The organism is Streptomyces sp. M41 (assembly GCF_043673425.1).
GTDB lineage: Bacteria > Actinomycetota > Actinomycetes > Streptomycetales > Streptomycetaceae > Streptomyces.
Window position 1 is genome coordinate 117,189 of record NZ_JBIMKE010000003.1, and the last position, 24,441, is coordinate 141,629.

Genomic DNA, 24,441 nt, shown 5'->3' on the forward strand with positions numbered 1-24,441 from the left:
AGGGACCCAAGTCCCGGCGATCACCGCGGTGTCCGTCCTTACTACTGTGTCTGCTCACGCGAGCATGACGACGGGGAAGGCCATCATGGAGACACTGACGCCCGACGATCCGCGGGAGTTGGGCAGTTACCGACTGCTGCGAAGACTGGGTGCCGGTGGCATGGGGCGGGTGTATTTGGCCCGTTCGCCCGGCGGCCGTACCGTCGCGGTGAAGGTGGTCCGCCAGGACCTGGCGGACGACGCCGACTTCAGGGGCCGGTTCCGGCATGAGGTCGAGACGGCCAAGGCGGTCTCCGGCCGCTTCACCGCTCCCGTCGTGGACGCCGACCCGGAGGCCGCGCTGCCGTGGCTGGCGACGTCGTACGTGCTCGGCCCGGACCTCACCGATGTGGTCGCCGCGCACGGCGCGCTGCCGGAGCGCACGGTCCGCGCCCTCGCCGCGGGGCTCGCCGCCGCGCTCCAGGAGGTCCACGCGGCCGGCCTGATCCACCGCGATCTGAAGCCCTCGAACGTCCTGCTGGCCGCCGACGGTCCGCGCGTCATCGACTTCGGCATCGCGCGCGCGGTGGACGGAAACCGTATGACGCAGACCGGGGTCGTGGTCGGCTCGCCCGGATACATGCCGCCGGAGCAGGCGCTGGGGCAGGATGTGGGGCCGGCCGGGGACGTGTTCTCGCTGGGCGCCGTCCTGGCGTTCGCCATCATGGGCCGCAACGCCTTCGGCGCGGGCGCCGCCTCGCACGCGGCGCTGCTCTACCAGGTCGTGCACGGCGAACCGGATCTCGCGGACATACCGCCGTCCCTGCTCGGACTGGTCCGCGCCTGTCTGATGAAGGACCCGGCGCAGCGGCCGGCTCCCGCCGAGATCGTCACGTCCCTGGCGCCGCAGGGCATCGACAGCGCGCTGCACGACTGGCTGCCCTCGGCGGTGGCGTCGACCATCGCCACGCATGCGGCCGGGATCCTGGACCTGGAGGCACCGCAACAGCCCGAGCCGGCGGCGGTGTTCGGTCCGGCGCCGACGATGGGTGCGGATGCGGGTGCGGGTGCGACGCCGGGTGCGGATGCGGGGGTTTCCGGGTACGGCGCGCCCGGGGCGTACGGCACCCCTCCTGGCGGCAGCCCCACGCCGGGGTACGGCTACCCGCCCGCGCCCGGCGGCGGCGCCACTCCCCAGCCCGGCACCGTCCGACTCGGCTCCGACCAGGCCGGTTCCAGCGACGGCCCGTCCCGTCGGCGCACCCTCATGCTCGCCCTGGGCGGCGCGGCGGCGGTCGCGGCGGTGGGCGGAGGTGCCGCGTGGTGGGTCGGAAGGGGCTCCGGCACGTCCGGCACGGGCGCGGGCGCGGAGGCGAAGGGCGGCGCGGGCGGGCCCGCCGAGGAGCAATTCACGACCCCGCCGGCCGGAGTGGCGCCGCAGCCGCTGTGGCGCACCACGGTCGCGGAGGACAGCACCAGCCCCGCCCTGCCGCTCCTCGTCCACAACGGCCTGCTCCTGATCAGCGGCGACCCTCTGGTGGCGTACCACACGAAGACCGGCAAGGCCGGTTGGAGCAAGCCCGAGATCTGCCGCCCCGGCGCCCCGCTGCTCTGCCACGACGGCAAGGTGTATCTGGCCGACGGCGACTACGACGGCGTCCTCGTCGCCTACGACGCCACCACCGGGGACGAGGCATGGCGCAGCCGGCTCGGCAAGCAGCTCGCCGTCGAGGACACGCTCGCCATCGACGACAAGAACGTGTACGTCACGGCCACCGACTACAGCGACTCCACAAGCGCCACCGACTACCGCACCGCGGTCGCCGCGATCAGCCACACCACCGGCCGGAAGGTGTGGGTGCAGAAGCGGGACTGGGGCACCGACGACTACGACGTCCAGGGCACCGCCTCCGGCAAGTACCTCGTCTACAGCGACTCCAAGCAGAACCTCACCGTCCGTGACACCGCCACCGGCGGGCAGCTGTGGACCAAGAAGATCGGTGACGACTGGGCGTGGCGCCCCACGGTCGCGAGCGGGCTGGTCTTCCTGCCCGGCGACCGGCTCACGGCCGTGGACGTGAACACCGGGGACCCCGTCTGGACGCTGCCCCCGAACGGCCGCCGCGGCTTCAAGAACCCCACGGTCGTCGACGGTGTGCTCTACGTCAGCGACCACGACGGCGGCGTCTGGGCCGTCAACGTCCGCACCGGCAAACGGATCTGGCTCTGCGACGAGCTGGACACCGACGGCCCGGAGACGTTCCTCAAGGCGGGCGCGACCCTGTACGGCGCGGCCGGCGCCCTGGACGGCGGCGTCGTCGCCCTCGAGGCCAGGACCGGCAAGCCGCGCTGGACCTTCACCACCGGCGAACAGCACGGCGAACCCTGGCAGATCGCCCTCGCCGGGAACCGTCTGATGGTGACGAACGGTCCGGCGATCCACGCGCTCCCGGCCGTCTGATGAGCACCGCCCTGCTGGTCCTCGCCGCCGCGCTGTGGGGCGCGGCGGCGGGGCTGTCCCTGCCCCGGGCCGCCTACCGGTTCTCGGTGCCGGTGGCCGAGGAGTGGCGGGACCGGTGTCCCGGCGGGCATCCGATCCGGGGGTGGTTCGGGCGGGCCCGGTGCGGTCCGTGCGGGAGCGGGACGTCGCCGTACGATCCCGCGGCCCCCGTCCTCGCCGTGGCCACCGCCCTCGTCTGCGCCGCCCTGGCCGCCGCCACCGGCACCCGGCCCGAGGTGGCGGTCTGGCTGCTGCTGGCGCCCGTCGGCGTGCTGCTGGCGGTCGTCGACCTGCGGGTGCACCGGCTGCCCGACCTGCTGACCCTCCCGCTCGCGGGCGCCGCGCTCGCGCTGCTCGGACTGGTCGCCCTGGTGCCCGAGCACGCCGGTGACTGGCCGACCGCCCTGTGGGGCGCGCTCGCGCTCGGCGCCGGCTACTACGTGCTGTACCGCATCAACCCCGGGGGGATGGGCTTCGGCGATGTGAAGCTGGCGCTTGGGGCGGGCGCGGTGCTCGGCTGGTACGGCTGGCCGGCCGTGATGCTCGGCACCTTCGCCGCCTTCCTGTCCGGGGCGCTGTACGGCTGGACGCTCGTCCTCGTGCGCCGGGCCGGGCGCAGGACGGCGATCCCGTTCGGGCCGTTCCTGATCGGCGGGGCGTTCATCGGGCTGCTGATCGGCGCCGGTGCGGCCTGACGTCGGTGCCCCGATACCCCTGGCGTAGGCTGGTTCGGTCCGCTCACAGCGGGCGGATCCGTCCACAACCCTTGACGAAAGGGACGCCCCGGTGACCGAGAAGGCCGACCTCCAGTCTGTGCTCGACCGTGCCGCAGCGGGCGGGCGGATCACCCCAGAGGAGGCGCTCGACCTCTACCGAGACGCCCCGCTGCACGCGCTCGGCGCCGCCGCGGACGCCGTACGCCGGCGCAGGTACGCGGGCACCGAGCACATCGCGACGTACATCATCGAGCGCAACATCAACTACACGAACGTGTGCGTCACGGCGTGCAAGTTCTGCGCCTTCTACGCCGCCCCCAAGGACAAGGCCAAGGGCTGGACCCGCGACCTCGACGACATTCTGCGGCGCTGCGCCGAGACCGTCGAACTCGGCGGCACGCAGATCATGTTCCAGGGCGGTCACCACCCGGACTACGGCGTGGAGTACTACGAGAAGCACTTCGCCGCCATCAAGAAGGAGTTCCCGCAGCTCGTCATCCACAGCCTGGGGGCGAGCGAGGTCGAGCACATGGCCCGGATCTCCGGGGTGTCGGTCGAGGAGGCCATCACCCGGATCCACGAGGCGGGCCTCGACTCCTTCGCCGGTGCCGGTGCCGAGCTGCTGCCCGAACGGCCGCGCAAGGCCATCGCCCCGCTGAAGGAGAGCGGCGAGCGCTGGCTGGAGATCATGGAGATCGCGCACGGCCTCGGCGTCGAGTCGACCTCGACCATGCTGATGGGCACCGGCGAGACCAACGCCGAGCGCATCGAGCACCTTCGGATGATCCGGGACGTCCAGGACCGCACGGGCGGCTTCCGGGCCTTCATCCCGTACACCTACCAGCCCGAGAACAACCACCTGAAGGGCCGTACGCAGGCCACGATCTTCGAGTACCTGCGGATGATCGCCATCGGGCGGCTGTTCATGGACAACATCGCCCACATCCAGGGGTCCTGGCTGACCACCGGCAAGGAGATCGGCCAGCTGTCGCTGCACTACGGCGCCGACGACCTCGGCTCGATCATGCTGGAGGAGAACGTCGTCTCCTCCGCCGGCGCCAAGCACCGCTCCAACCGGATGGAGATCATCGACCTGATCCGCAAGGCGGGGCGGGTTCCGGCCCAGCGGGCGACCACGTACGAGCACCTTGTCGTGCACGACGACCCGGCGAACGACCCCGTCGACGAGCGCGTGATGTCCCACATCTCCTCGACCGCGATCGAGGGCGGCACGGCCCATCCCGAGCTGAAGATCCTCGCCTCCAACTGATGTGACCGTGCTGACGATCCACGCGGACTCCAAGGGCCGGGCGCTCGCCGTCGAGGGCGCGTGGATCGCCGGGGCGGGACAGCTGACCGAGCTGTCCGCGGCGTATCCGCGGGCCCGGGTGCGTCAGTGGCCCGGCATCCTCACGCCCGGCTTCGTCAACCTGTACGGCACGGAGCTGCTGGAAGAGACCTACCACCCCGATCCGCGCGAGGCCGACGCGCTGGGCACCGAGCCGCTGACCGGGGACGCGCTGACGGCCCTCGCCATGGACGACACCCGCTGGGGCGCGAGCGCCCGGCGCGGCGTGCAGCGGATGCTGGCCCACGGGACGGTCGCGGCGGCCTTCGAACCGATGCGCAACCGCGCGGTGCGGGACGCCGTGCACCGCTCCGGCCTCGGCGTCCGCGACCGGCTCGGCCGCCCGGACGGACCGGCGTCCCTCGACCCGTACGCCTGCGGCACGCCACCGGAGTTCGCCCCGCCGAGGGAGCCGGGCTCCGCGGCCCGCTTCGCCGTGTTCGACGTACAGGACGAGACGGAACTGGCGCGGCGCGGCGCGGGCACGTGTGTGGCGACGGTGGTGGACGGCCGGCTGGTGCACCGCCGGCGGTGAGACCGGCTCACCCCGACAGCGCCTCCGCGAACGCCCCGTCCGCCTGCTCCACCCCGCTGCAATCGGTCAGGGCGTCGTCGTGCGCATCGTCACGGCACTGCCGATCCCGGAAGGTCGCCCACATCGAGACCCAGCCGATCCCTTTCGCCTCGGCGAACTCCCGCACCTGGGCGGCGTCGTCGAGCGAGAACGTCTCGTTGTCGACGTCGTTCACTCCGAGCATCGAGGTGAGCGCCATCGCCTTCCACGCGGTCGCGTCGGACGTGCCGAAGATCTTCTTCAACTGACGGTGCGTGGCCTCGGCGGAGGCGAGCGCGTAGTCACCCATGTCCCCGTCGTGCGACTCGCTGTAGTTCATCGTCATGATGTTCACGGTGGCGACCTGGACGTCGTGCCGATTCGCGGACTCCAGCAGCGCCACGGCGTCGGCGTCCAGGCCCGAGGGCATCACCGGCAGTGTGAAGGACACTTCGAGGTCGTCCCGCTCCTCCTGGAGCAGCGCGATCGCCTCCGACCGCAGGTCCACCGAGTCGGCGTCGGTCAGCTCGTCGCCCTCGATGTCGAAGTCGGCCCGCGAGGAACCGGCCGCGTCGAGCGCCTTCCCGTACGCCGCCGCCAGCTCGGCCGCGCTGTCGCAACTCGCCGCCAGCTCCTTGCCGGAGGCGCCGCCGAAGGAGACCCGGACGCCTGCGCCGTCCTGGGTGAGCTTGCGGATACGGGATCTCACGGCCGAGTCGGAGAGCGGGGTGGCGCCGTCCCACTCGGGCGTGCAGCCGCTGCCGTCCGAGACCACGAAGGCGAGGTTGTACACCGCCGGGGAGCCCGCGGAATCGGTCCCGGCGGCCTCGGTGGCGCTGATGTAGGGGGCGTACGACGTACCGGGGGAGCCCGTGCCCGACGGCGGTTCGGACGCGGACCCGCCCGTCCGCTGCGGCGCGGCGTCCGTCGTACCGCCGGACCCCGTCGAGCACGCCGAGCACGCCATGGCCAACGCGAGCAGGCAGGTGAGGAGTCCGGCCGCCGATTTCCCGAAGTGCGTCTGCATGCCCCCCAACCTCTCATCATCGCGTCATCATCGAGGCGAGGAGGAAGCCGCGGCCTCTTTCCGGAGGCCGTACTGCCACAATGGGCCCGTGACCCGCGCATCCCTGGACAAGCAGCCGCACGAAGTCGCCTCGATGTTCGACAACGTGGCGGAACGGTACGACCTGACCAACGACGTGCTGTCGCTCGGCCAGGACCGCAGATGGCGCAAGGAGGTCGCCAAGGCCGTCGACGCCCGTCCCGCGCAGAAGATCCTCGACCTGGCCGCAGGCACGGCCACCTCCTCACTGCCCTTCGCGCAGACCGGCGCCTACGTCGTCCCCTGCGACTTCTCCCTCGGCATGCTCCAGGTCGGCAAGCGCAAGCACACCTGGCTGCCGTTCACGGCGGGCGACGCGACGAGGCTGCCGTTCAAGGACGACACCTTCGACGCCGTGACGATCTCCTTCGGGCTGCGCAACGTCCAGGACTTCGATGCCGCGCTGCGCGAGATGTACCGGGTGACGCGGCCCGGCGGACGGGTCGTGATCTGCGAGTTCTCCCACCCGACCTGGGCGCCCTTCCGCACCGTCTACACCGAGTACCTGATGCGCGCCCTGCCGCCGGTCGCGCGCGCGGTGTCCTCGAACCCCGACGCGTACGTCTATCTCGCCGAGTCCATCCGCGCCTGGCCCGACCAGCCGGCGCTGGCCGAGCGGCTGCGCAAGGCCGGCTGGTCGAAGGTGGCCTGGCGGAACCTGACGGGCGGGGTCGTGGCCCTGCACCGCGGTTTCAAGCAGGGCTGAGCACCGGCCGCGGCAGGCTGAGCCCAGCGCCTTCGGGCCGAGCCGAGCCTTCGGGCCGAGCCCAGCCTTCATCCGAGCCCGGCTTCAGGCCGAGCTGACGACGACGTACGGGTCCCCGGGCTGGTCCAGTTCGCGCTGGAGCCCGCCCGAGGGCGGCCGTGGGATGCGTGGCTCGCGTACGCCTCCGCCGCCCTCGCCCTCACCGAAGTCGAACCAGACGTAGACCATCGAGTCCCGCGGCACCTCGGCACCGGGCTGGGGATACTGGCGGACGACGTAGTCGACGACGATGCGAGGGAAATCCGGCCGGTCGGGTGCGTTGAGGAGCAGGCCGTGCGACTTCGCCGCCTCGCGCGCGTCCATGGCCATCAGTCCGACGAGCTTCGGTACCCGCACCTCGGGCGTTTTGGGTGTTATACGCACAGATGTCACCCCCAGCGGTACTGGCAGGGTAACCGCCCCGCGGTGCCGTCCGGAAGCTTCAAGTACCTTTCTGTAACAGTCGATTACTCAAAGTGACCGAAGCGGAGTTCTGACCCCCGGATCGACCGTCACAGGGCGAGCCGGTAGCAGTGCCCCCGGTGCACCGCATCCGGCGTCGCGTAGACCTCGGCGAGACGCATCCCCAGCCGTCGCGTCACCGCGATCGAACGCTCGTTGCGGGCGTCGACCATCGCCACCACGCCCGGCACCCCGGCCGCCCGCACCCGCTCCAGCGTCAGCTGTGCCGCCGCCGCGACGTACCCCTTTCCCCAGTGCTCCCGGCCGAGCCGCCAGCCGATCTCGATCTCGCCCGTGGGACCCCAGTCCCGCTCCCAGGGCTGCGCCCCGGTGAAGCCGATGACCTGCTCGTCCTCGTCGAGGATCGTCCACAGACAGAACCCGCGCTCGGCGTCGTGTCGCCGCTGTCGGGCGGTGAGCTCCTCGTAGACGGACAGCTCCGCGGCCCGGCCGCCGTGGAACTCCATCACGTCCGGGTGGGCGAAGACCCGATGCCAGGCGATCGCGTCCTCATCGGTGGGCACACGCAGCCGTACTACGGGGAGGGTTCGGTTCACAGGGCAGCCCTTCAGCGGGGTGATCAATTCTGCTGAATAGACTGCCCATGTCCAGTGCCGGTCGGCACGCAGATTTCGAACCTTGGGGAGATCCCGCCGTGACCGAGCCCCTCTCCGAAAACACCGCCGATGTCATCGTCGTCGGCGCGGGGCCAGCCGGCTCCACCACCGCGTACCACCTCGCCAAGGCCGGACTCGACGTACTGCTCCTGGAGAAGACCGAGTTCCCGCGCGAGAAGGTCTGCGGCGACGGCCTCACCCCCCGGGCCACCAAGCAGCTCGTGGCCATGGGCATCGACATCTCCGAGGAAGCCGGCTGGCTGCGCAACAAGGGCCTGAGGATCATCGGCGGCGGTGTCCGCCTCCAGCTGGACTGGCCGGATCTCGCCTCCTTCCCGGACTACGGCCTCGTCCGCAAGCGCGACGACTTCGACGAGCAGCTCGCCCGCCAGGCCCAGAAGGCCGGCGCCCGCCTCTACGAGCGCTGCAACGTCGGCGCCCCGATCCTCGACGACCGCACCGGCCGGATCATCGGCGTGCACGCCAAGCTCGGCGAGGAGAAGCGCGAGGTCACCTTCCGCGCACCGCTGGTCGTGGCCGCCGACGGCAACTCCACCCGGCTGTCCCTGGCGATGGGCCTGCACCGCCGCGAGGACCGCCCGATGGGCGTCGCGGTCCGCACGTACTTCACCTCGCCCCGCCACGACGACGACTACCTGGAGTCCTGGCTGGAGCTGTGGGACCGCCGCGGCCCCGGCGAGGACCGTCTGCTGCCCGGCTACGGCTGGATCTTCGGCATGGGAGACGGCACCTCCAACGTCGGCCTCGGCGTGCTCAACACCTCCGAGTCCTTCAAGGAACTGGACTGGCGCGAGGTGCTGAAGGCCTGGTGCGCCTCCATGCCGGAGGAGTGGGGCTACACCCCGGAGAACATGACCGGGCCCATCCGCGGCGCCGCCCTGCCCATGGCCTTCAACCGCCAACCGCACTACACCAAGGGCCTGCTGCTGGTCGGCGACGCCGGCGGCCTGGTGAACCCCTTCAACGGCGAGGGCATCGCCTACGCCATGGAGTCCGGCCAGATCGCCGCCGACGTCATCGTCCAGGCCCACGCCCGCTCGACTCCCGCGGGCCGCGAGATGGCCCTCCAGCGCTATCCGCGCGTCCTGAAGGACACCTACGGCGGCTACTACACGCTGGGCCGCGCCTTCGTGAAGCTCATCGGCAACCCGAAGGTCATGAAGATCGCGGCCCAGCGCGGCCTGACCCACCCGATGCTGATGAGGTTCACCCTGAAGCTCCTCGCGAACCTCACGGACCCGACCGGCGGCGACGCCATGGACCGCATCATCAACGGCCTGAGCAAGGTGGCACCGAAGGCCTGACCCGCGACCGGCCCCGGGCGCGGGGCGGGCGGGACTTTGCGGGCGCGGCCTAGACCCTGTCGAGGGCCGCGACGTTGGCGGCCCGGCGGGCGAACACCTCGTCCCGCCGGTCCGCCATCTGCCCGAGCGCCTCCTCCCGCGCCCGCTCGGAGAGCCGGTCCAGATAGATCCGCCCGTCGCAGTGATCGGCCTCGTGGGCGAGGCAACGGGCGAAGTACCCGGTGCCCTCGATCACGAGCGGCTCCCCGTCCTTGTCGACCCCGCGCACCACGGCCCGGTCCGGACGCGGTACGTCCATCACCGCGCCCGGGACGGACAGGCACCCCTCGCCGTCGTCGACGAGCCTCCTGCGCGAGGCGTCGAGCGGTTCCAGCACCGGGTTGACGATGTGCCCGACGTGCCGGATCCCGTCGTCGTCCGGGCAGTCGTACACGAACAGCCGCAGACCGACCCCGACTTGGTTCGCCGCGAGCCCCGCCCCGTCCGCGATGTACATCGTCAGGAACATGTCGTCGATGAGCGCCGCGAGATCGGGCCCGAACTCGGTGACGTCCCGGCACGGCTTGTGCAGGACCTCCTCGCCCACCTCGGTGATCCTGCGCACCGACCCGCGCCGAGCCTCGGGGGCGAGGGGCGGATACGAGTCGACGGGCCGCCCCTGCACGAACACGCTTGGCATCTGAGGTCTCTCCCTGTGGTTGTGAGGATGCTGTGGGTGACCGGGAATCAGGCTTCCGGCTTGCGGAACCCCTCCCTACCCTCCGGGAATCATGACAACAGAACACGCGCAGAAGCCCCAGGAGAAGACGGGCCACCCGAGGCCGGGCCACACCCGCAGACACTTTCTGGCCGGAGCCGGGGGAGCGGCCGGCGCCCTCGCCTTATGGCCGGCCGGCAGTGCGAGCGCGGCGGCCGGCAAACGCGTGGCCGTCCTCGGCGGTGGAGTCTCCGGCCTGAGCGCCGCCCACGAACTCGCCGAGCGCGGCTACGCCGTCACCGTCTACGAGTACTACGACGCCCTCGGTGGCAAGGCCCGCTCCATGCCCGTCCCCGGCACGGCCGCCGGTGGCCGGGCCGACCTCCCCGCCGAACACGGCTTCCGGTTCTTCCCCGGCTTCTACCGGAACCTGCCGGACACCATGCGCCGCATCCCCGTCCCCGGCAACGCGCACGGCGTCCACGACGCCCTCGTCGGCGGCACCGAGGCCCTCTTCGCCCGCGCCGACGGCCGCCCCGACCTGCACTTCCCGCTGCGCCGCGCGACCACCCCGCCCCGGCCCGGCGACCTCGACCTCAACTGGATCCGCGACCAGATCCTCTCGGCCCTGGACCTCGGCACCCGCCTGCCCGCCCACGAGGCCGCCTACTTCGCCGGCCGCCTCCTCGTCCACCTCACCAGCTGCGAAGCCCGCCGTGAGCAGCAGTGGGAGAGGGTGTCGTGGTGGGACTTCATCCGCGCCGGCGAGATGAGCGAGGAGTACCGCACGCTCCTGGGCATCGGCCAGACCCGCAACCTCGTCGCCACCCGCGCGGAGGTGGCGTCCACCCGCACGGTCGGCCGCGTCATCATCGAGGCCCTGCTCCTGTGGGGCCTGCTCGGCCGCGGCATGGACGGCGACGCCGACATCGACCGTGTCCTCGACGCCCCCACCAGCGAGGCCTGGATCGACCCCTGGGAGGCCCACCTGCGCTCCCTCGGCGTCGAGTTCGTCCTCGGCACCCAGGTCCATGAGATCCGCTACGAGGGCGGTCGCGTGACCGGCGTCCGGGTCTCGGCGCGCGACGGCGGCGGCGCACGTACGGTCACCGCCGACCACTACGTCTGCGCCCTGCCGGTCGAGCACGCCCGTGCGACGTGGAGCCCGGCGCTGCGCGCGGCGGACCCGCAGCTCGCCCGGTGCGACGCGCTGAAGACGGACTGGATGACCGGCGTGATGTTCTATCTGCGCACGCCCACACCGGTCGTGCACGGCCACATCAACTGCCTCGACTCGCCCTGGTCGGTGACCGCGGTCGGCCAGGCCCAATTCTGGGACGGACGGGACTTTTCGCGCGACTACGGCGACGGCCGGGCCCAGGACTGCCTCTCCGCGATCATCTCGGAGTGGGACAAGCCCGGCATCCTGTACGGCAAGACGGCCAAGCAGTGCACCAAGGAGGAGGTCGTCGCCGAACTCTGGGCTCAGCTGAAGGACGGCTTGAACGACGCCGGCAAGACCACCCTGCGGGACGAGGACCGCCTCGGCTGGTTCATGGACCCGGCTGTGACGGGCCTGGGCGGCCCGGACCCGCAGAACCGCGAGCAGCTCCTCATCCACCCCACGGGCACCCTCTACAACCGGCCCACGGCCCGCACAAAGGTCCCGAACTTCTTCCTCGCGGGCGACTACGTCCGCACGGACGTCGATCTGGCCACGATGGAGGGTGCCAACGAGTCCGCCCGCCTGGCCGTCAACGCCCTCCTCGACGCGGACAATTCGGACGCCGAACGCTGCCGGATCTGGGAGCTGTACCGGCCCCCGGAGCTGGAGCCGCTGAAGCGCGTCGACGAGGTGCGCCACAGGCTGGGCCTGCCCAACACCTTCGACCTGGGATGAGGCGGAAGGGCCGCTGCCCCCGAGCGGCTGCGGCCCTTCAGGACACCGTACGGGTCAGAGCACTCGCACGGCACCCGACGCCGGGTAACCGGAAAGGTCCTGGATGACGACGCCCTTGGACGGGTTGGCCGCGTCCAGGTACTGGCCGTTCCCGATGTAGACACCCACGTGGTACGCGGAGCCCTTGCCGCCCCAGTAGAGGATGTCGCCGACCTGGATCTGCGAGAGCGGGATGTCCGTGCCGGACATCGACTGGTCCTGCGAGACCCGCGGCAGGTCGACGCCGACCTGCTTGTACGCGGCCTGGACCAGGCTGGAGCAGTCCCACGCGTTGGGGCCGGTGGCACCCATGACGTACGCGTCGCCCAGCTGCGCCTTGAGGAAGGAGATGACCGTGCCGACGCTGCCGCTGGCGGGCGCGGACACGTCCGTGCCGGTGCTCGCGGACGCGGACAGGGTGGCGCGCTCGGTGCTGCGCGAGGCGGCGGCCTCCGCGGCGGCCTTGCGGGCCTCTTCCGCCTTCTTCTTCGCCTCGGCCTTCTTCTTGGCCTCCGCGAGGTCCTTCTTGGCTTCCTTGGCCGCCGCGGCTGCGGCTGCGTCGCGCTCGGCGTCGAGCTCGTAGTTCGCCGCCGCCAGCTGCGTGGCGTCCGCGGACTGGGCGAGCTGGTTCGCCAGGTCGCCCGTGAGGGCGGGCAGTTCGATGGTCTGCGTCACCGGCTCGGCGGCATTCGCCGTGGCCGACGCACCCGCCGCTGCCATGCTGAGGACGCCACCGGCAACTCCGGCGCGCATCGCGATGGTCGTCGACGCGGTGCGGCGGGGCTTCCGGTGGCTACGTATGTGAGCGGTGTGGGACATGAGAACAACCGGTATCAGGGGCTCCTCCATACCTTCAAGAAACGTGTGCTGCGCCACAGTTGCTCAACGGACGCCTCAAATCCCTGCCGGACCGCCCCTTATTGACGCCGTAACGGACATTGCGGGCGAGCTGCATTCGGCCCGTGATCACGGGCTTTCATCATTAAGTCCGGATTGCCCTCCGCCTACCACTTGTTGGGACAGGTGGCCAAGCCCGGTTCTCATGGGACTCTCATGGATGTGGCAGAGGTCACGCAACGGTTACGGGGCCGTGCGCGTCACGTGCCCGGATCGCACCCCCTGACGCTCGTGAACGCGTGCACGCGTCCACATCCCCCCTCACACCTCCCTCTGATGTGTGAACGCGCTCCTCTATCAAGCCGTCCGGTCCAACGCCAATTTGCATGCAAGAGAACTCTCTTGATATGGAGACGCCCCCTCCGAGCTGCGGCGACGAGCGAAAATGTCACCTCTGGTGATCACCTGAACGCTTCTCGTGTGAAGATCACCGCTCATCCGGCTTCATGATCCTTCGTCAGGTGGTGGAGATCACAAAGCTTGTGCAATACCCCGTGTCGCAGATCACAGAGCGGCAGGCATAAGATGCGAGGCAGTTGGGCTTGTGACCTGCTTCACATGTTCTCGATCTTCGCCGGGACGAGCGGGGCTCGTGGGACCGGTGAGGCGGCTGTGAGCCCAGTGCAACCGCCAGCAGTCAGTGCCGACTGAGAGGAGCGAGGAGCGGTGAACGCGTATGCGCCCATCCTCGTACTGGGAGCCCTCGGGGCAGGCTTTGCGATCTTCTCCGTGGTCATGGCCACGCTGATCGGTCCGAAGCGATACAACCGGGCCAAGCTCGAGGCCTATGAGTGCGGCATCGAACCGACCCCCACGCCGGCCGGCGGCGGGCGCTTCCCGATCAAGTACTACCTGACGGCGATGCTCTTCATCATCTTCGATATCGAGATCGTCTTCCTCTACCCCTGGGCCGTCACCTTCGACGCCCTGGGGATTTTCGGGCTCGTGGAGATGCTGCTCTTCGTGCTCACCGTCTTCGTCGCGTACGCGTACGTATGGCGGCGCGGCGGCCTGGAATGGGACTGAGGGGCTTTTAACGACATGGGACTCGAAGAAAAGCTGCCGAGCGGATTCCTGCTGACCACCGTCGAGCAGGCCGCGGGCTGGGTGCGCAAGGCGTCCGTCTTCCCGGCCACTTTCGGCCTCGCCTGCTGCGCCATCGAGATGATGACCACCGGTGCCGGCCGCTACGACCTGGCGCGCTTCGGCATGGAGGTCTTCCGCGGCTCGCCGCGCCAGGCCGACCTGATGATCGTCGCCGGCCGGGTCAGCCAGAAGATGGCGCCGGTGCTCAGGCAGGTCTACGACCAGATGCCGAACCCCAAGTGGGTGATCTCCATGGGGGTCTGCGCCTCCTCGGGCGGCATGTTCAACAACTACGCGATCGTGCAGGGCGTCGACCACATCGTCCCGGTCGACATCTATCTGCCCGGCTGCCCGCCACGGCCCGAGATGCTGATGGACGCCATTCTCAAGCTCCACCAGAAGATCCAGTCCTCCAAGCTCGGTGTGAACGCCGAGGAGGCGGCCCGTGAGGCGGAGGAAGCGGCGCTCAAGGCCCTGCCCACGATCGAGATGAAGGGGCTGCTGCGGTGAGCGACGCGAACGGCACCAACGGAGCGAACGGGGCGAACGGCTCCAACGGGGCGAACGGCTCCAGCGAGGTCAACCCCGAGAAGGACCTCTCCGCCTCCAACCTCCCCGGCCAGCGCGGTCAGGGCGGTGAGGAGATCCGCGTTCAGCGCGGCATGTTCGGCGCCAACAACGGCGGCGACACCTCCGGATACGGCGGTCTGGTCCGCTCGGTCCGGCTCCCTGGACCGGCGAGCCGCCCCTACGGAGGCTGGTTCGACGAGGTCGCCGACGAACTCGAAGGCGCGCTGGAGGAACAGGGCCTCCTGCCCGACAACGCCATCGAGAACACGGTCGTCGACCGCGACGAACTCACCTTCCACATCGAACGCGAGCACCTGGTCCGAGTCGCCCGCACCCTGCGCGACGACCCGGCCCTGCGCTTCGAACTGTGCACCGGCGTCAGCGGCGTCCACTACCCGAGCGACAAGGGCCGCGAGCTGCACGCCGTCTACCACCTGCGCTCGATCACCCACAACCGGCTGATCCGCCTCGAAGTCAGCGCCCCCGACAGCGACCCGCACATCCCGTCGCTCGTCTCCGTGTACCCGACGAACGACTGGCACGAGCGCGAGACGTACGACTTCTTCGGCATCGTCTTCGACGGTCACCCCGCCCTGACGCGGATCATGATGCCGGACGACTGGCAGGGCCACCCGCAGCGCAAGGACTACCCCCTCGGCGGCATCCCCGTCGAGTACAAGGGCGCCCAGATCCCGGCTCCGGACCAGCGGAGGTCGTACTCGTGAGCACGCAGTCAGCATCCGCCCGTGAGACCACGGAAGGCACCGTATACACGGTCACCGGTGGCGACTGGGACGAGGTCGTCCAGGCCGCGGCCCGTGCCGACGACGAGCGCATCGTCCTCAACATGGGCCCCCAGCACCCCTCCACGCACGGAGTGCTCCGCCTGATCCTGGAGATCGACGGCGAGACCGTCACCGAGGCACGCTGCGGCATCGGCTACCTCCACACCGGCATCGAGAAGAACCTCGAGTACCGGACCTGGACGCAGGGCACCACGTTCGTTACGCGCATGGACTACCTGACGTCCTTCTTCAACGAGACCGCCTACTGTCTCGCCGTCGAGAAGCTCCTCGGCCTCGAGGACCAGATCACCGAGCGTGCCAAGATCATCCGGGTGCTCCTGATGGAGCTGAACCGGCTCTCCTCCCACCTGGTGTGCATCGCCACCGGCGGAATGGAACTCGGCGCCACCACGATCATGATCTACGGATTCCGTGATCGTGAAATGATTCTCGACATCTACGAGCTCATCACGGGCCTGCGGATGAACCACGCGTACATCCGCCCCGGCGGACTCGCCCAGGACCTGCCGCCCGGCGCGGTGGACCAGATCCGCGAGTTCGTGAAGAAGATGAAGAAGAACCTCCCGGAGTACGACAAGCTCGCCACCGGGAACCCCATCTTCAAGGCCCGCATGCAGGACATCGGCTATCTCGACCTGGCCGGCTGCATGGCCCTCGGTGCCACCGGCCCGATCCTGCGCTCCACCGGCCTGCCGCACGACCTGCGCAAGGCGCAGCCGTACTGCGACTACGAGACCTACGACTTCGAGATCCCGACCGCCGACACCTGCGACTCCTACGGGCGCTTCCTGATCCGCCTGGAGGAGATGCGCCAGTCGCTCGGGATCGTCGAGCAGTGCCTGGACCGGCTCCAGCCCGGCCCGGTCATGGTCGCCGACAAGAAGATCGCCTGGCCCGCCCAGCTCGCCCTGGGCCCCGACGGGCTCGGCAACTCCCTCGACCACATCAAGAAGATCATGGGCACCTCCATGGAGGCCCTGATCCACCACTTCAAGCTGGTCACCGAGGGCTTCCGCGTCCCGCCGGGACAGGCGTACGCGGCGGTCGAGTCGCCCAAGGGCGAGCTCGGGGTGCATGCCGTGTCCGACGGCGGCACCCGCCCCTTCCGGGTCCACTTCCGCGACCCGTCCTTCACCAACCTTCAGGCCATGGCGGCGATGTGCGAGGGCGGCCAGGTCGCCGACGTCATCGTCGCCGTGGCGTCCATCGACCCCGTGATGGGAGGCGTCGACCGGTGACCACCAGTTCTTCGGAGCGGGGCGTCAGCCTGGGCATGCCCGAACTGCCCGCGCCCGCGTACCCGGACGACGTTCGGGAACGGCTCGAGCGGGACGCGCGCGAGATCGTCGCCCGCTACCCGGACTCCCGGTCCGCACTGCTGCCGCTGCTGCACCTCGTGCAGTCGGAGGAGGGGCACGTCACGCGCACGGGCATGCAGTTCTGCGCGGACGTACTCGGCCTGACCACGGCCGAGGTCACCGCGGTCGCGACCTTCTACACCATGTACCGGCGCAGGCCGAGCGGTGACTACCAGGTGGGCGTCTGCACCAACACCCTGTGTGCGGTGATGGGCGGTGACGCGATCTTCGAGGAGCTCCAGGAGCACCTCGGCGTCGGCAACGGCGAGACCACCGACGACGGCAAGGTCACCCTGGAGCACATCGAGTGCAACGCGGCCTGCGACTTCGCGCCGGTCGTGATGGTCAACTGGGAGTTCTTCGACAACCAGACCCCGGCGAGCGCCAAGCGCCTCGTCGACGACCTGCGCGCCGGCCGGGACGTCGAGCCCACGCGCGGGGCCCGCTTGTGCACCTTCAAGGAGACCGCGCGGATCCTGGCCGGATTCCCCGACGAGCGGCCCGGGGCCGTCGAGGAGAGCGGCAGTGCGGGACCCGCGTCGCTGGTGGGCCTCCGCCTGGCCAGGGGAGAGGCCGCACCCCCGCGCGTGGTCCATCCGCGGGACGGCGGCCCGCACGACGAGCCGCAGGACAGGACAGTGCACCAACCGTCGCCGACTGAACACCTCAGTTCGCACGACGCGCCGCAGGAATCGTCCGCGTCCGACCCAGCCCACCCGGCAGGGCCTGTCGCCGAGGAGGGGGAGTGATGACGTTGGCACCAGAGCTGAAGGAAAACAGCCCCGAGAAGCTGCTCGCACCCGTGCTGTCGGCCTTCTGGGACGAGGACAGGTCCTGGACGCTGGACGTCTACCGAAGGCACGAAGGGTACGAGGGACTTCGTAAGGCGCTCGCCATGTCGCCGGACGACCTGATCGCGTACGTCAAGGACTCCGGCCTGCGCGGGCGTGGTGGCGCGGGATTCCCGACGGGAATGAAGTGGCAGTTCATTCCCCAGGGTGATGGAAAACCGCACTATCTAGTTGTCAACGCCGACGAATCGGAGCCCGGAACGTGCAAGGACATTCCGCTCCTCTTCGCGAACCCGCATAGCCTCATCGAGGGCATTGTCATCGCGTGTCATGCCATCAGGTCTTCGCATGCCTTCATTTATCTGCGTGGTGAAGTCGTCCCTGTTCTGCGGCGGTTGCACGAGGCCGTGCGCGAGGCCTATGCGGCCGGCTTCCTCGGCGAGAACATCCTCGGCAGTGGCCTCGACCTCGACCTCACCGTGCACGCCGGCGCCGGCGCGTACATCTGCGGTGAGGAGACCGCACTGCTCGACTCGCTCGAAGGCCGCCGCGGTCAACCGCGGCTGCGTCCCCCCTTTCCTGCGGTGGCAGGTCTCTACGCCTGCCCGACTGTTGTGAACAACGTCGAGTCGATCGCGTCGGTTCCCGCGATCCTGCATCGGGGCAAGGACTGGTTCAGGTCGATGGGCAGCGAGAAGTCCCCGGGCTTCACGCTCTACTCGCTCAGCGGCCATGTCGCGAGCCCCGGCCAGTACGAGGCCCCGCTCGGGATCACCCTGCGCCAGCTGCTGGACATGAGCGGTGGCATGCGCCCCGGTCACCGGCTGAAGTTCTGGACGCCGGGCGGCTCGTCCACGCCGATGTTCACCGACGAGCACCTCGACGTCCCCCTCGACTACGAAGGAGTGGGCGCCGCCGGTTCCATGCTCGGCACCAAGGCGCTCCAGTGCTTCGACGAGACGACCTGCGTGGTGCGCGCCGTCACCCGCTGGACCGAGTTCTACGCCCACGAGTCCTGCGGCAAGTGCACACCCTGCCGCGAAGGCACGTACTGGCTCGTGCAGTTGCTGCGCGACATCGAGGCCGGCAAGGGCGTCATGTCCGACCTCGACAAGCTGAACGACATCGCCGACAACATCAACGGCAAGTCCTTCTGCGCCCTCGGCGACGGTGCCGCCTCGCCGATCTTCTCCTCGCTGAAGTACTTCCGCGAGGAGTACGAGCAGCACATCACGGGCCGCGGCTGCCCCTTCGACCCGGCCAAGTCGACGGCCTGGGCCGACCACCGCACGGAGGTGAACGCATGACCGTGACCACGAGCGCTCCCTCCGGCGGGGGAGAGGCGGCCGTTCCGCCGGAGGATCTCGTGTCGCTGACCATCGACGGCGTCGAGATCAGCGTGCCGAAGGGCACCCTGGTCATCCGGGCCGCCGAGCAACTCGGCATCGAGATCCCCCGCTTCTGCGATCACCCGCTCCTCGACCCGGCCGGCGCCTGCCGGCAGTGCATCGTCGAGGTCGAGGGCCAGCGCAAGCCGATGGCGTCCTGCACCATCACCTGCACCGACGGCATGGTCGTGAAGACGCATCTCACCTCGCCGGTCGCGGAAAAGGCGCAGAAGGGTGTGATGGAGCTCCTGCTCATCAACCACCCGCTGGACTGCCCGGTCTGCGACAAGGGCGGCGAGTGCCCGCTGCAGAACCAGGCCATGTCGCACGGCGACGCCGAGTCCCGCTTCGAGGGCAAGAAGCGGACGTACGAGAAGCCCGTACCGATCTCCACGCAGGTGCTGCTCGACCGTGAGCGGTGCGTGCTGTGCGCCCGCTGCACCCGGTTCTCCAACCAGGTCGCGGGCGACCCGATGATCGAACTGCTCGAGCGGGGCGCGCTCCAGCAGGTCGGTACCGGCGAGGGCGACCCGTTCGAGTCCTACTTCTCCGGCAACACCATCCAGATCTGCCCGGTCGGCGCGCTCACCTCGGCGGCGTACCGGTTCCGCTCCCGGCCCTTCGACCTCGTCTCCTCGCCGTCGGTGTGCGAGCACTGCTCCGGCGGCTGCGCGACGCGTACCGACCACCGGCGCGGCAAGGTCATGCGAAGGCTCGCGGCCGACGACCCCGAGGTCAACGAGGAGTGGATCTGCGACAAGGGGCGGTTCGCGTTCCGGTACGCCCAGCAGCGCGACCGCCTTCAGACGCCGCTGGTGCGCAACGCGGAGGGCGATCTCGAACCGGCCTCCTGGCCGGAGGCGCTCCAGATCGCGGCGCAGGGGCTGCTCGCCTCGCGCGGCCGGACCGGTGTCCTGACCGGCGGCCGGCTCACCGTCGAGGACGCCTACGCGTACAGCAAGTTCGCGCGCGTGGCGCTCGACACGAACGACATCGACTTCCGCGCGCGGGCGCACAGCGGTGAGGAAGCCGACTTCCTCGCCTCCCGGGTCGCCGGTCACGGCCGCAACCTCGACGGTACGGGCGTCACGTACACCGCCCTGGAGAAGGCCCCGGCCGTCCTGCTGGTCGGGTTCGAGGCCGAGGAGGAGGCGCCCGGAGTCTTCCTGCGGCTGCGCAAGGCGTGGCGCAAGCACGGCCAGAAGGTCTTCTCACTCGCCACGCACGCCACACGCGGCCTGGAGAAGGCCGGCGGCACCCTGCTGCCGGCCGCCCCCGGCACCGAGACGGAGTGGCTGGACGCGCTCGCGAGCGGAGTCGGCCTGGACGAGGCCGGATCGAAGGCGGCCGAGGCGCTGCGCGCCGAGGGCGCGGTGATCGTCGTCGGCGAGCGGCTGGCCACCGTCGCGGGCGGACTCACCGCCGCCGTACGGGCCACGTCCGCGACCGGCGCCGAACTGGTCTGGATCCCGCGCCGGGCGGGTGAGCGGGCCGCCGTCGAGGTGGGCGCGCTGCCGTCGCTGCTGCCCGGCGGACGTCCCGCGACCGACCCGCGCGCGCGTGAGGAGGTCGCCGCCGTCTGGGGCGTGGCCGAACTGCCCCACCGCTACGGCCGTGACACCGGCCAGATCGTCGAGGCCGCCGCCTCCGGTGAACTACAGGCGCTGCTGGTCGCCGGCGTCGAGGTCGCCGACCTGCCCGACCCGGCACGCACGCGTGCGGCGCTCGCCGAGGTCGGTTTCGTGGTGTCGCTGGAGCTGCGGCCCGGCGAGGTGACCGAGCTCGCCGATGTCGTCCTGCCCGTCGCCGCAGTCGCCGAGAAGGCCGGCACCTTCCTCAACTGGGAGGGCAGGGTCCGCTTCTTCGAGGCCGCGCTCAAGCCCGACCAGATGACGCGCCGCATGGCCCCGACCGACGCGCGCGTGCTGCAGATGCTGGCCGACGCCATGGACGTACACCTGGGTCTGCCGGATCTGCGCACCACGCGCGCGGAGATCGACCGGCTCGGGTCCTGGGACGGACCGCGGGCGACCGACCCCCTGGAAACCGCCGCCGAGTTGCCGCGGCCGGCTGCCGGTGAGGCCGTCCTGGCCGGGCACCGGCTGCTGCTCGACCACGGTCTGCTCCAGGAGGGCGACGAGGCGCTCGCCGGTACCCGGCACGCAGCCCACGCGCGCGTGTCGGCCGCCACGGCTGCCGAGGCCGGTGTGAAGGACGGCGACGTCCTCGCGGTGGCCGGCCCCGTCGGTGCCGTCGAACTCCCGCTGAAGATCACCGAGATGCCCGACCGGGTGGTCTGGCTCCCGCTGAACTCCGTGGGCCACGGCGTCGCCTCCGACACCGGGGCGCTGCCCGGAGCACTCGTCCGCATCGGCCCGGCGACCCTCGCGTCCGAGGCCCCCGAGGAGGTGGAGGCATGAGCCCTTTCCTCGCCGCTGAAGACCTCTCGATGTTCGGCCGCGACCCCTGGTGGCTGGTCGTCATCAAGGCGGTGTTCTGCTTCGCCTTCCTGATGGTGACCGTGCTGTTCTCCATCGTGTGGGAGCGCAAGGTCGTCGCCTGGATGCAGCTGCGCATCGGTCCCAACCGGCACGGCCCCTGGGGCATGCTCCAGTCGCTCGCCGACGGCATCAAGCTGATGCTGAAGGAAGACGTCATCGTCAAGCGCGCGGACAAGGTGGTCTACATCCTCGCGCCGATCGTCGCGGCCATCCCGGCCTTCATGGCGATCGCGGTGATCCCCTTCGGCCCGGCCGGCAACGAGATCTCGATCTTCGGCCAGCGCACCACGATGCAGCTGACCGACCTGCCGATCGCGATGCTCTACATCCTCGCGGTCGCCTCCGTCGGCATCTACGGCATCGTGCTCGCGGGCTGGAGTTCCGGCTCCACCTATCCGCTGCTCGGTGGCCTGCGCTCCTGTGCGCAGATGATCTCGTACGAGATCGCGATGGGTGCCGCCTTCGCCTCGGTGTTCCTCTACTCCGGGTCGATGTCGACCTCGGCGATCGTCGAGGCGCAGCAGGACCGCTGGTACATCGTGCTGCTGCCGGTGTCCTTCCTGATCTACATCGTGACGATGGTCGGGGAGACCAACCGCGCCCCGTTCGACATGCCGGAGTCCGAGGGCGACCTGGTCGGCGGCTTCAACACCGAGTACTCGTCCATCAAGTTCGCGATGTTCATGCTCGCCGAGTACGTGAACATGGTGACGGTCTCGGCCGTGTCCGTGACGCTCTTCCTGGGCGGCTGGCGGGCCCCGTATCCGGTCAGCGCCTTCTGGGAGGGCGCGAACCACGGGTGGTGGCCGCTGCTCTGGTTCGTGGTCAAGGTGCAGCTGCTGCTGTTCTTCTTCATCTGGCTGCGCGGCACGCTGCCCCGCGTCCGCTACGACCAGCTGATGAAGCTCGGCTGGAAGGTCCTCATCCCGGTCTCCGTCGTCTGGCTGATGCTCGTCGCGACCGTGCGGACGCTGCGCAACGAGAACTACGACTTCGCCGACATCGCCCTCTACGTCGGCGGCGGCGTCCTCGCGCTGCTCATCCTCTCCTTCATCGCGGACATGTTCCGCGAGCGGACGAAGGCGGCAGCGCAGCCTGCCGAGGAACCCGCCGGGTTCGACGCGATGGCCGGTGGATTCCCCGTACCGCCCCTGCCCGGACAGGAGCTTCCGCCGGTGCCGCGGCGCCGCCCGCGCCGTGAGCGGGAGCTGATTGTCAGTGGTGGGTCCGATACTCCAAGTGACGGATCTCTGGATGGAAAGGAGGCGTCCGATGGCTGAGGAGCCCAAGGAGACCAAGCCCGGTTTCCAGAACCCCGTGGCCGGCTTCGGCGTGACCTTCAAGGCCATGTTCAAGAAGCGGCTGACCGAGCAGTACCCGGAGCAGCAGAAGACCACCGCTCCGCGCTTCCACGGACGGCACCAGCTCAACCGCCATCCGGACGGCCTGGAGAAGTGCGTCGGCTGCGAGCTGTGCGCCTGGGCCTGCCCCGCCGACGCCATCTATGTGGAAGGCGCCGACAACACCGACGAGGAGCGCTACTCGCCGGGCGAGCGCTACGGCCGCGTCTACCAGATCAACTACGCCCGCTGCATCCTGTGCGGCCTGTGCATCGAGGCGTGCCCCACGCGCGCGCTGACGATGACCAACGATTTCGAGCTCGCGGACTCCAGCCGCGCCAACCTCATCTACACCAAGGAGCAGCTGCTCGCCGGCCTCGAGGACGGCATGGTCGACACCCCCCACGCCATCTACCCGGGGACGGACGAACAGGACTACTACCGGGGTCTGGTGACGGAGGCCGCCCCGGGTACCGAGCGCCAGGTGGCCCTCTCCAAGGGCGAGGTCCCGCCGGAGGCCGCCACGACCTTCGGTGAGGACGAACCGGCGTCTGGGAAGGTGATCGGCCGATGACCCAGCAGCTCGCCGCCTACTCCACCTCGACCGGCGAGGCCGTCCAGTTCTGGATCCTCGGCACCGTCGCCGTCATTGGCGCCCTGTGCACCGTCTTCATGAAGAAGGCCGTGCACAGCGCGCTCTGCCTCGCCGGGACCATGATCGTCCTGGCGGTCTTCTACCTCGCCAACGGCGCCTACTTCCTGGGCGTCGTGCAGATCGTCGTCTACACCGGCGCGATCATGATGCTGTTCCTGTTCGTGGTGATGCTCGTCGGCGTCACGGCCGCCGACTCCTTGAAGGAGACCATCAAGGGCCAGCGCTGGCTGGCCCTTCTCAGTGGCCTCGGCTTCGGCATCCTGCTGATCGCGGGCATCGGCAACGCCTCTCTGGCGGAGTTCAACGGCCTCGCCCAGGCGAACGCGAACGGCAACGTGGAGGGTCTCGCCGCCCTCATCTTCACCAAGTACGTCTTCGCGTTCGAGATCACCGGAGCCCTGCTGATCACGGCCGCCGTCGGCGCCATGGTGCTCACGCACCGCGAGCGCATCGAGCGCGCCAAGACCCAGCGCGAGCTGTCCGAGGAACGCGTGCGCGAGGGCAAGCACGTCCCGCCGCTGCCGGCGCCCGGCGTCTATGCCCGGCACAACGCCGTGGACATCGCGGGGCTGCTGCCCGACGGCACCCCGTCCGACCTCACGGTCAGCAAGACGCTGCGTGAGCGCGGACAGATCCGGGACGTGTCCACCGAGGCGCTCAACGACCTGCGGGCGCTCGAACAGCGCGCGGAGGACCGCCTGGAGCGGACCGCGATCGAGCCGTCGGCCTTCAAGCGGCCGGAGGAGGCGTCCAAGTGAACCCGGTCAACTACCTCTATCTCGCAGCCCTGTTGTTCACGATCGGCGCCACCGGCGTGCTGATCAGGCGCAACGCGATCGTCGTCTTCATGTGCATCGAGCTGATGCTCAACGCCTGCAACCTCACGCTCGTCGCCTTCTCGCGGATGCACGGCAATCTCGACGGCCAGATCATCGCGTTCTTCACGATGGTCGTCGCCGCCGCGGAGGTCGTCGTCGGGCTCGCGATCATCGTGTCGCTGTTCCGTTCCCGCCACTCGGCCTCGGTCGACGACGCCAGCCTGATGAAGCTCTGAGGGGTCGGA

23 protein-coding genes are annotated in these 24,441 nt (G+C 69.9%); 18 read left to right on the forward strand and 5 right to left on the reverse strand.

Going from position 1 to position 24,441, the window contains the following annotated elements; translation table 11 throughout:
- The first annotated feature begins 85 nt into the window (after positions 1-85).
- The 4 genes from ACHBTE_RS04950 to ACHBTE_RS04965 all read left to right on the forward strand — a co-directional run bounded on the left by ACHBTE_RS04950 (position 86) and on the right by ACHBTE_RS04965 (position 5,078).
- Positions 86-2,440 (forward strand): PQQ-binding-like beta-propeller repeat protein, encoded by a 2,355-nt coding sequence (locus tag ACHBTE_RS04950; protein ID WP_394722129.1) that lies wholly within the window; start codon positions 86-88, stop codon positions 2,438-2,440.
- A complete protein-coding gene (locus tag ACHBTE_RS04955; RefSeq protein ID WP_394722130.1) occupies positions 2,440-3,174 on the forward strand; it encodes a prepilin peptidase in 735 nt (244 codons plus the stop codon). Before ACHBTE_RS04950 ends, ACHBTE_RS04955 begins: the two co-directional genes overlap by 1 nt.
- Positions 3,175-3,265: 91 nt before the next feature.
- On the forward strand, positions 3,266-4,465 hold the full coding sequence (gene mqnC / locus ACHBTE_RS04960; RefSeq protein ID WP_394722132.1) for a cyclic dehypoxanthinyl futalosine synthase: 1,200 nt from the start codon (positions 3,266-3,268) through the stop codon (positions 4,463-4,465).
- A 7-nt stretch (positions 4,466-4,472) separates the two neighbouring features.
- Positions 4,473-5,078: a hypothetical protein gene (locus ACHBTE_RS04965; protein WP_394722473.1), complete on the forward strand. Its 606-nt coding sequence runs from the start codon at positions 4,473-4,475 to the stop codon at positions 5,076-5,078.
- Between the two features lie 7 nt (positions 5,079-5,085).
- Here ACHBTE_RS04965 and ACHBTE_RS04970 read toward each other — a convergent pair whose 3' ends face one another.
- Complete coding sequence (locus tag ACHBTE_RS04970; RefSeq protein WP_394722134.1) at positions 5,086-6,123, reverse strand: chitinase; 1,038 nt, start codon at positions 6,121-6,123, stop codon at positions 5,086-5,088.
- Positions 6,124-6,211: 88 nt separating this feature from the next.
- Between ACHBTE_RS04970 and ACHBTE_RS04975 the strand changes: the two genes are divergently transcribed.
- Complete coding sequence (locus tag ACHBTE_RS04975) at positions 6,212-6,907, forward strand: demethylmenaquinone methyltransferase (RefSeq protein ID WP_394722136.1); 696 nt, start codon at positions 6,212-6,214, stop codon at positions 6,905-6,907.
- Between the two features lie 84 nt (positions 6,908-6,991).
- Here ACHBTE_RS04975 and ACHBTE_RS04980 read toward each other — a convergent pair whose 3' ends face one another.
- Entirely contained in the window at positions 6,992-7,303 is a 312-nt protein-coding gene (locus ACHBTE_RS04980; RefSeq protein ID WP_394722474.1) for a PASTA domain-containing protein, read from the reverse strand.
- 155 nt (positions 7,304-7,458) lie between these two features.
- Positions 7,459-7,965 carry a GNAT family N-acetyltransferase gene (locus tag ACHBTE_RS04985; protein ID WP_394722138.1) on the reverse strand — a complete coding sequence of 169 codons (507 nt, stop codon included), beginning with the start codon at positions 7,963-7,965 and terminating at the stop codon, positions 7,459-7,461.
- 98 nt (positions 7,966-8,063) lie between these two features.
- Between ACHBTE_RS04985 and ACHBTE_RS04990 the strand changes: the two genes are divergently transcribed.
- Complete coding sequence (locus ACHBTE_RS04990; protein WP_394722139.1) at positions 8,064-9,350, forward strand: geranylgeranyl reductase family protein; 1,287 nt, start codon at positions 8,064-8,066, stop codon at positions 9,348-9,350.
- A 49-nt stretch (positions 9,351-9,399) separates the two neighbouring features.
- Here the strand turns inward: ACHBTE_RS04990 and def are convergent, their stop codons facing one another.
- On the reverse strand, positions 9,400-10,029 hold the full coding sequence (def, locus tag ACHBTE_RS04995) for a peptide deformylase (protein ID WP_394722140.1): 630 nt from the start codon (positions 10,027-10,029) through the stop codon (positions 9,400-9,402).
- 91 nt (positions 10,030-10,120) lie between these two features.
- Here def and ACHBTE_RS05000 point away from each other — a divergent pair, with 91 nt between their 5' ends.
- The gene (locus ACHBTE_RS05000) at positions 10,121-11,947 is read left to right on the forward strand and encodes an FAD-dependent oxidoreductase (protein WP_394722141.1); all 1,827 of its coding nucleotides are present in this window, start codon (positions 10,121-10,123) and stop codon (positions 11,945-11,947) included.
- Between the two features lie 54 nt (positions 11,948-12,001).
- Here ACHBTE_RS05000 and ACHBTE_RS05005 read toward each other — a convergent pair whose 3' ends face one another.
- The gene (locus ACHBTE_RS05005) at positions 12,002-12,835 is read right to left on the reverse strand and encodes a C40 family peptidase (protein ID WP_394722143.1); all 834 of its coding nucleotides are present in this window, start codon (positions 12,833-12,835) and stop codon (positions 12,002-12,004) included.
- A gap of 714 nt (positions 12,836-13,549) precedes the next feature.
- Here ACHBTE_RS05005 and ACHBTE_RS05010 point away from each other — a divergent pair.
- Genes ACHBTE_RS05010 through nuoK form a run of 11 tightly spaced genes read left to right on the forward strand, consistent with a single transcriptional unit; the run spans position 13,550 to position 24,432 of the window.
- Entirely contained in the window at positions 13,550-13,909 is a 360-nt protein-coding gene (locus ACHBTE_RS05010) for an NADH-quinone oxidoreductase subunit A (RefSeq protein ID WP_003974383.1), read from the forward strand.
- A gap of 15 nt (positions 13,910-13,924) precedes the next feature.
- Positions 13,925-14,479, forward strand: coding sequence for an NADH-quinone oxidoreductase subunit B family protein (locus ACHBTE_RS05015; RefSeq protein ID WP_007383964.1), 555 nt, complete (start codon positions 13,925-13,927; stop codon positions 14,477-14,479).
- A complete protein-coding gene (locus tag ACHBTE_RS05020; RefSeq protein WP_394722145.1) occupies positions 14,476-15,264 on the forward strand; it encodes an NADH-quinone oxidoreductase subunit C in 789 nt (262 codons plus the stop codon). Before ACHBTE_RS05015 ends, ACHBTE_RS05020 begins: the two co-directional genes overlap by 4 nt.
- Positions 15,261-16,583 carry an NADH-quinone oxidoreductase subunit D gene (locus ACHBTE_RS05025; protein ID WP_394722146.1) on the forward strand — a complete coding sequence of 441 codons (1,323 nt, stop codon included), beginning with the start codon at positions 15,261-15,263 and terminating at the stop codon, positions 16,581-16,583. Before ACHBTE_RS05020 ends, ACHBTE_RS05025 begins: the two co-directional genes overlap by 4 nt.
- Entirely contained in the window at positions 16,580-17,452 is an 873-nt protein-coding gene (gene nuoE, locus ACHBTE_RS05030; protein ID WP_394722147.1) for an NADH-quinone oxidoreductase subunit NuoE, read from the forward strand. The genes ACHBTE_RS05025 and nuoE overlap by 4 nt, the downstream gene beginning before the upstream one ends.
- Entirely contained in the window at positions 17,452-18,801 is a 1,350-nt protein-coding gene (nuoF, locus tag ACHBTE_RS05035) for an NADH-quinone oxidoreductase subunit NuoF (RefSeq protein WP_394722148.1), read from the forward strand. Before nuoE ends, nuoF begins: the two co-directional genes overlap by 1 nt.
- On the forward strand, positions 18,798-21,302 hold the full coding sequence (locus ACHBTE_RS05040; protein WP_394722149.1) for an NADH-quinone oxidoreductase subunit G: 2,505 nt from the start codon (positions 18,798-18,800) through the stop codon (positions 21,300-21,302). Before nuoF ends, ACHBTE_RS05040 begins: the two co-directional genes overlap by 4 nt.
- Positions 21,299-22,663, forward strand: coding sequence for an NADH-quinone oxidoreductase subunit NuoH (gene nuoH / locus ACHBTE_RS05045; RefSeq protein WP_394722150.1), 1,365 nt, complete (start codon positions 21,299-21,301; stop codon positions 22,661-22,663). Before ACHBTE_RS05040 ends, nuoH begins: the two co-directional genes overlap by 4 nt.
- Positions 22,656-23,297, forward strand: a complete 642-nt coding sequence (gene nuoI / locus ACHBTE_RS05050; protein ID WP_394722151.1) for an NADH-quinone oxidoreductase subunit NuoI — start codon at positions 22,656-22,658, stop codon at positions 23,295-23,297. Before nuoH ends, nuoI begins: the two co-directional genes overlap by 8 nt.
- The gene (locus tag ACHBTE_RS05055) at positions 23,294-24,136 is read left to right on the forward strand and encodes an NADH-quinone oxidoreductase subunit J (RefSeq protein WP_394722154.1); all 843 of its coding nucleotides are present in this window, start codon (positions 23,294-23,296) and stop codon (positions 24,134-24,136) included. Before nuoI ends, ACHBTE_RS05055 begins: the two co-directional genes overlap by 4 nt.
- Positions 24,133-24,432: an NADH-quinone oxidoreductase subunit NuoK gene (gene nuoK, locus ACHBTE_RS05060; RefSeq protein WP_003998919.1), complete on the forward strand. Its 300-nt coding sequence runs from the start codon at positions 24,133-24,135 to the stop codon at positions 24,430-24,432. Before ACHBTE_RS05055 ends, nuoK begins: the two co-directional genes overlap by 4 nt.
- Positions 24,433-24,441 lie beyond the last annotated feature (9 nt).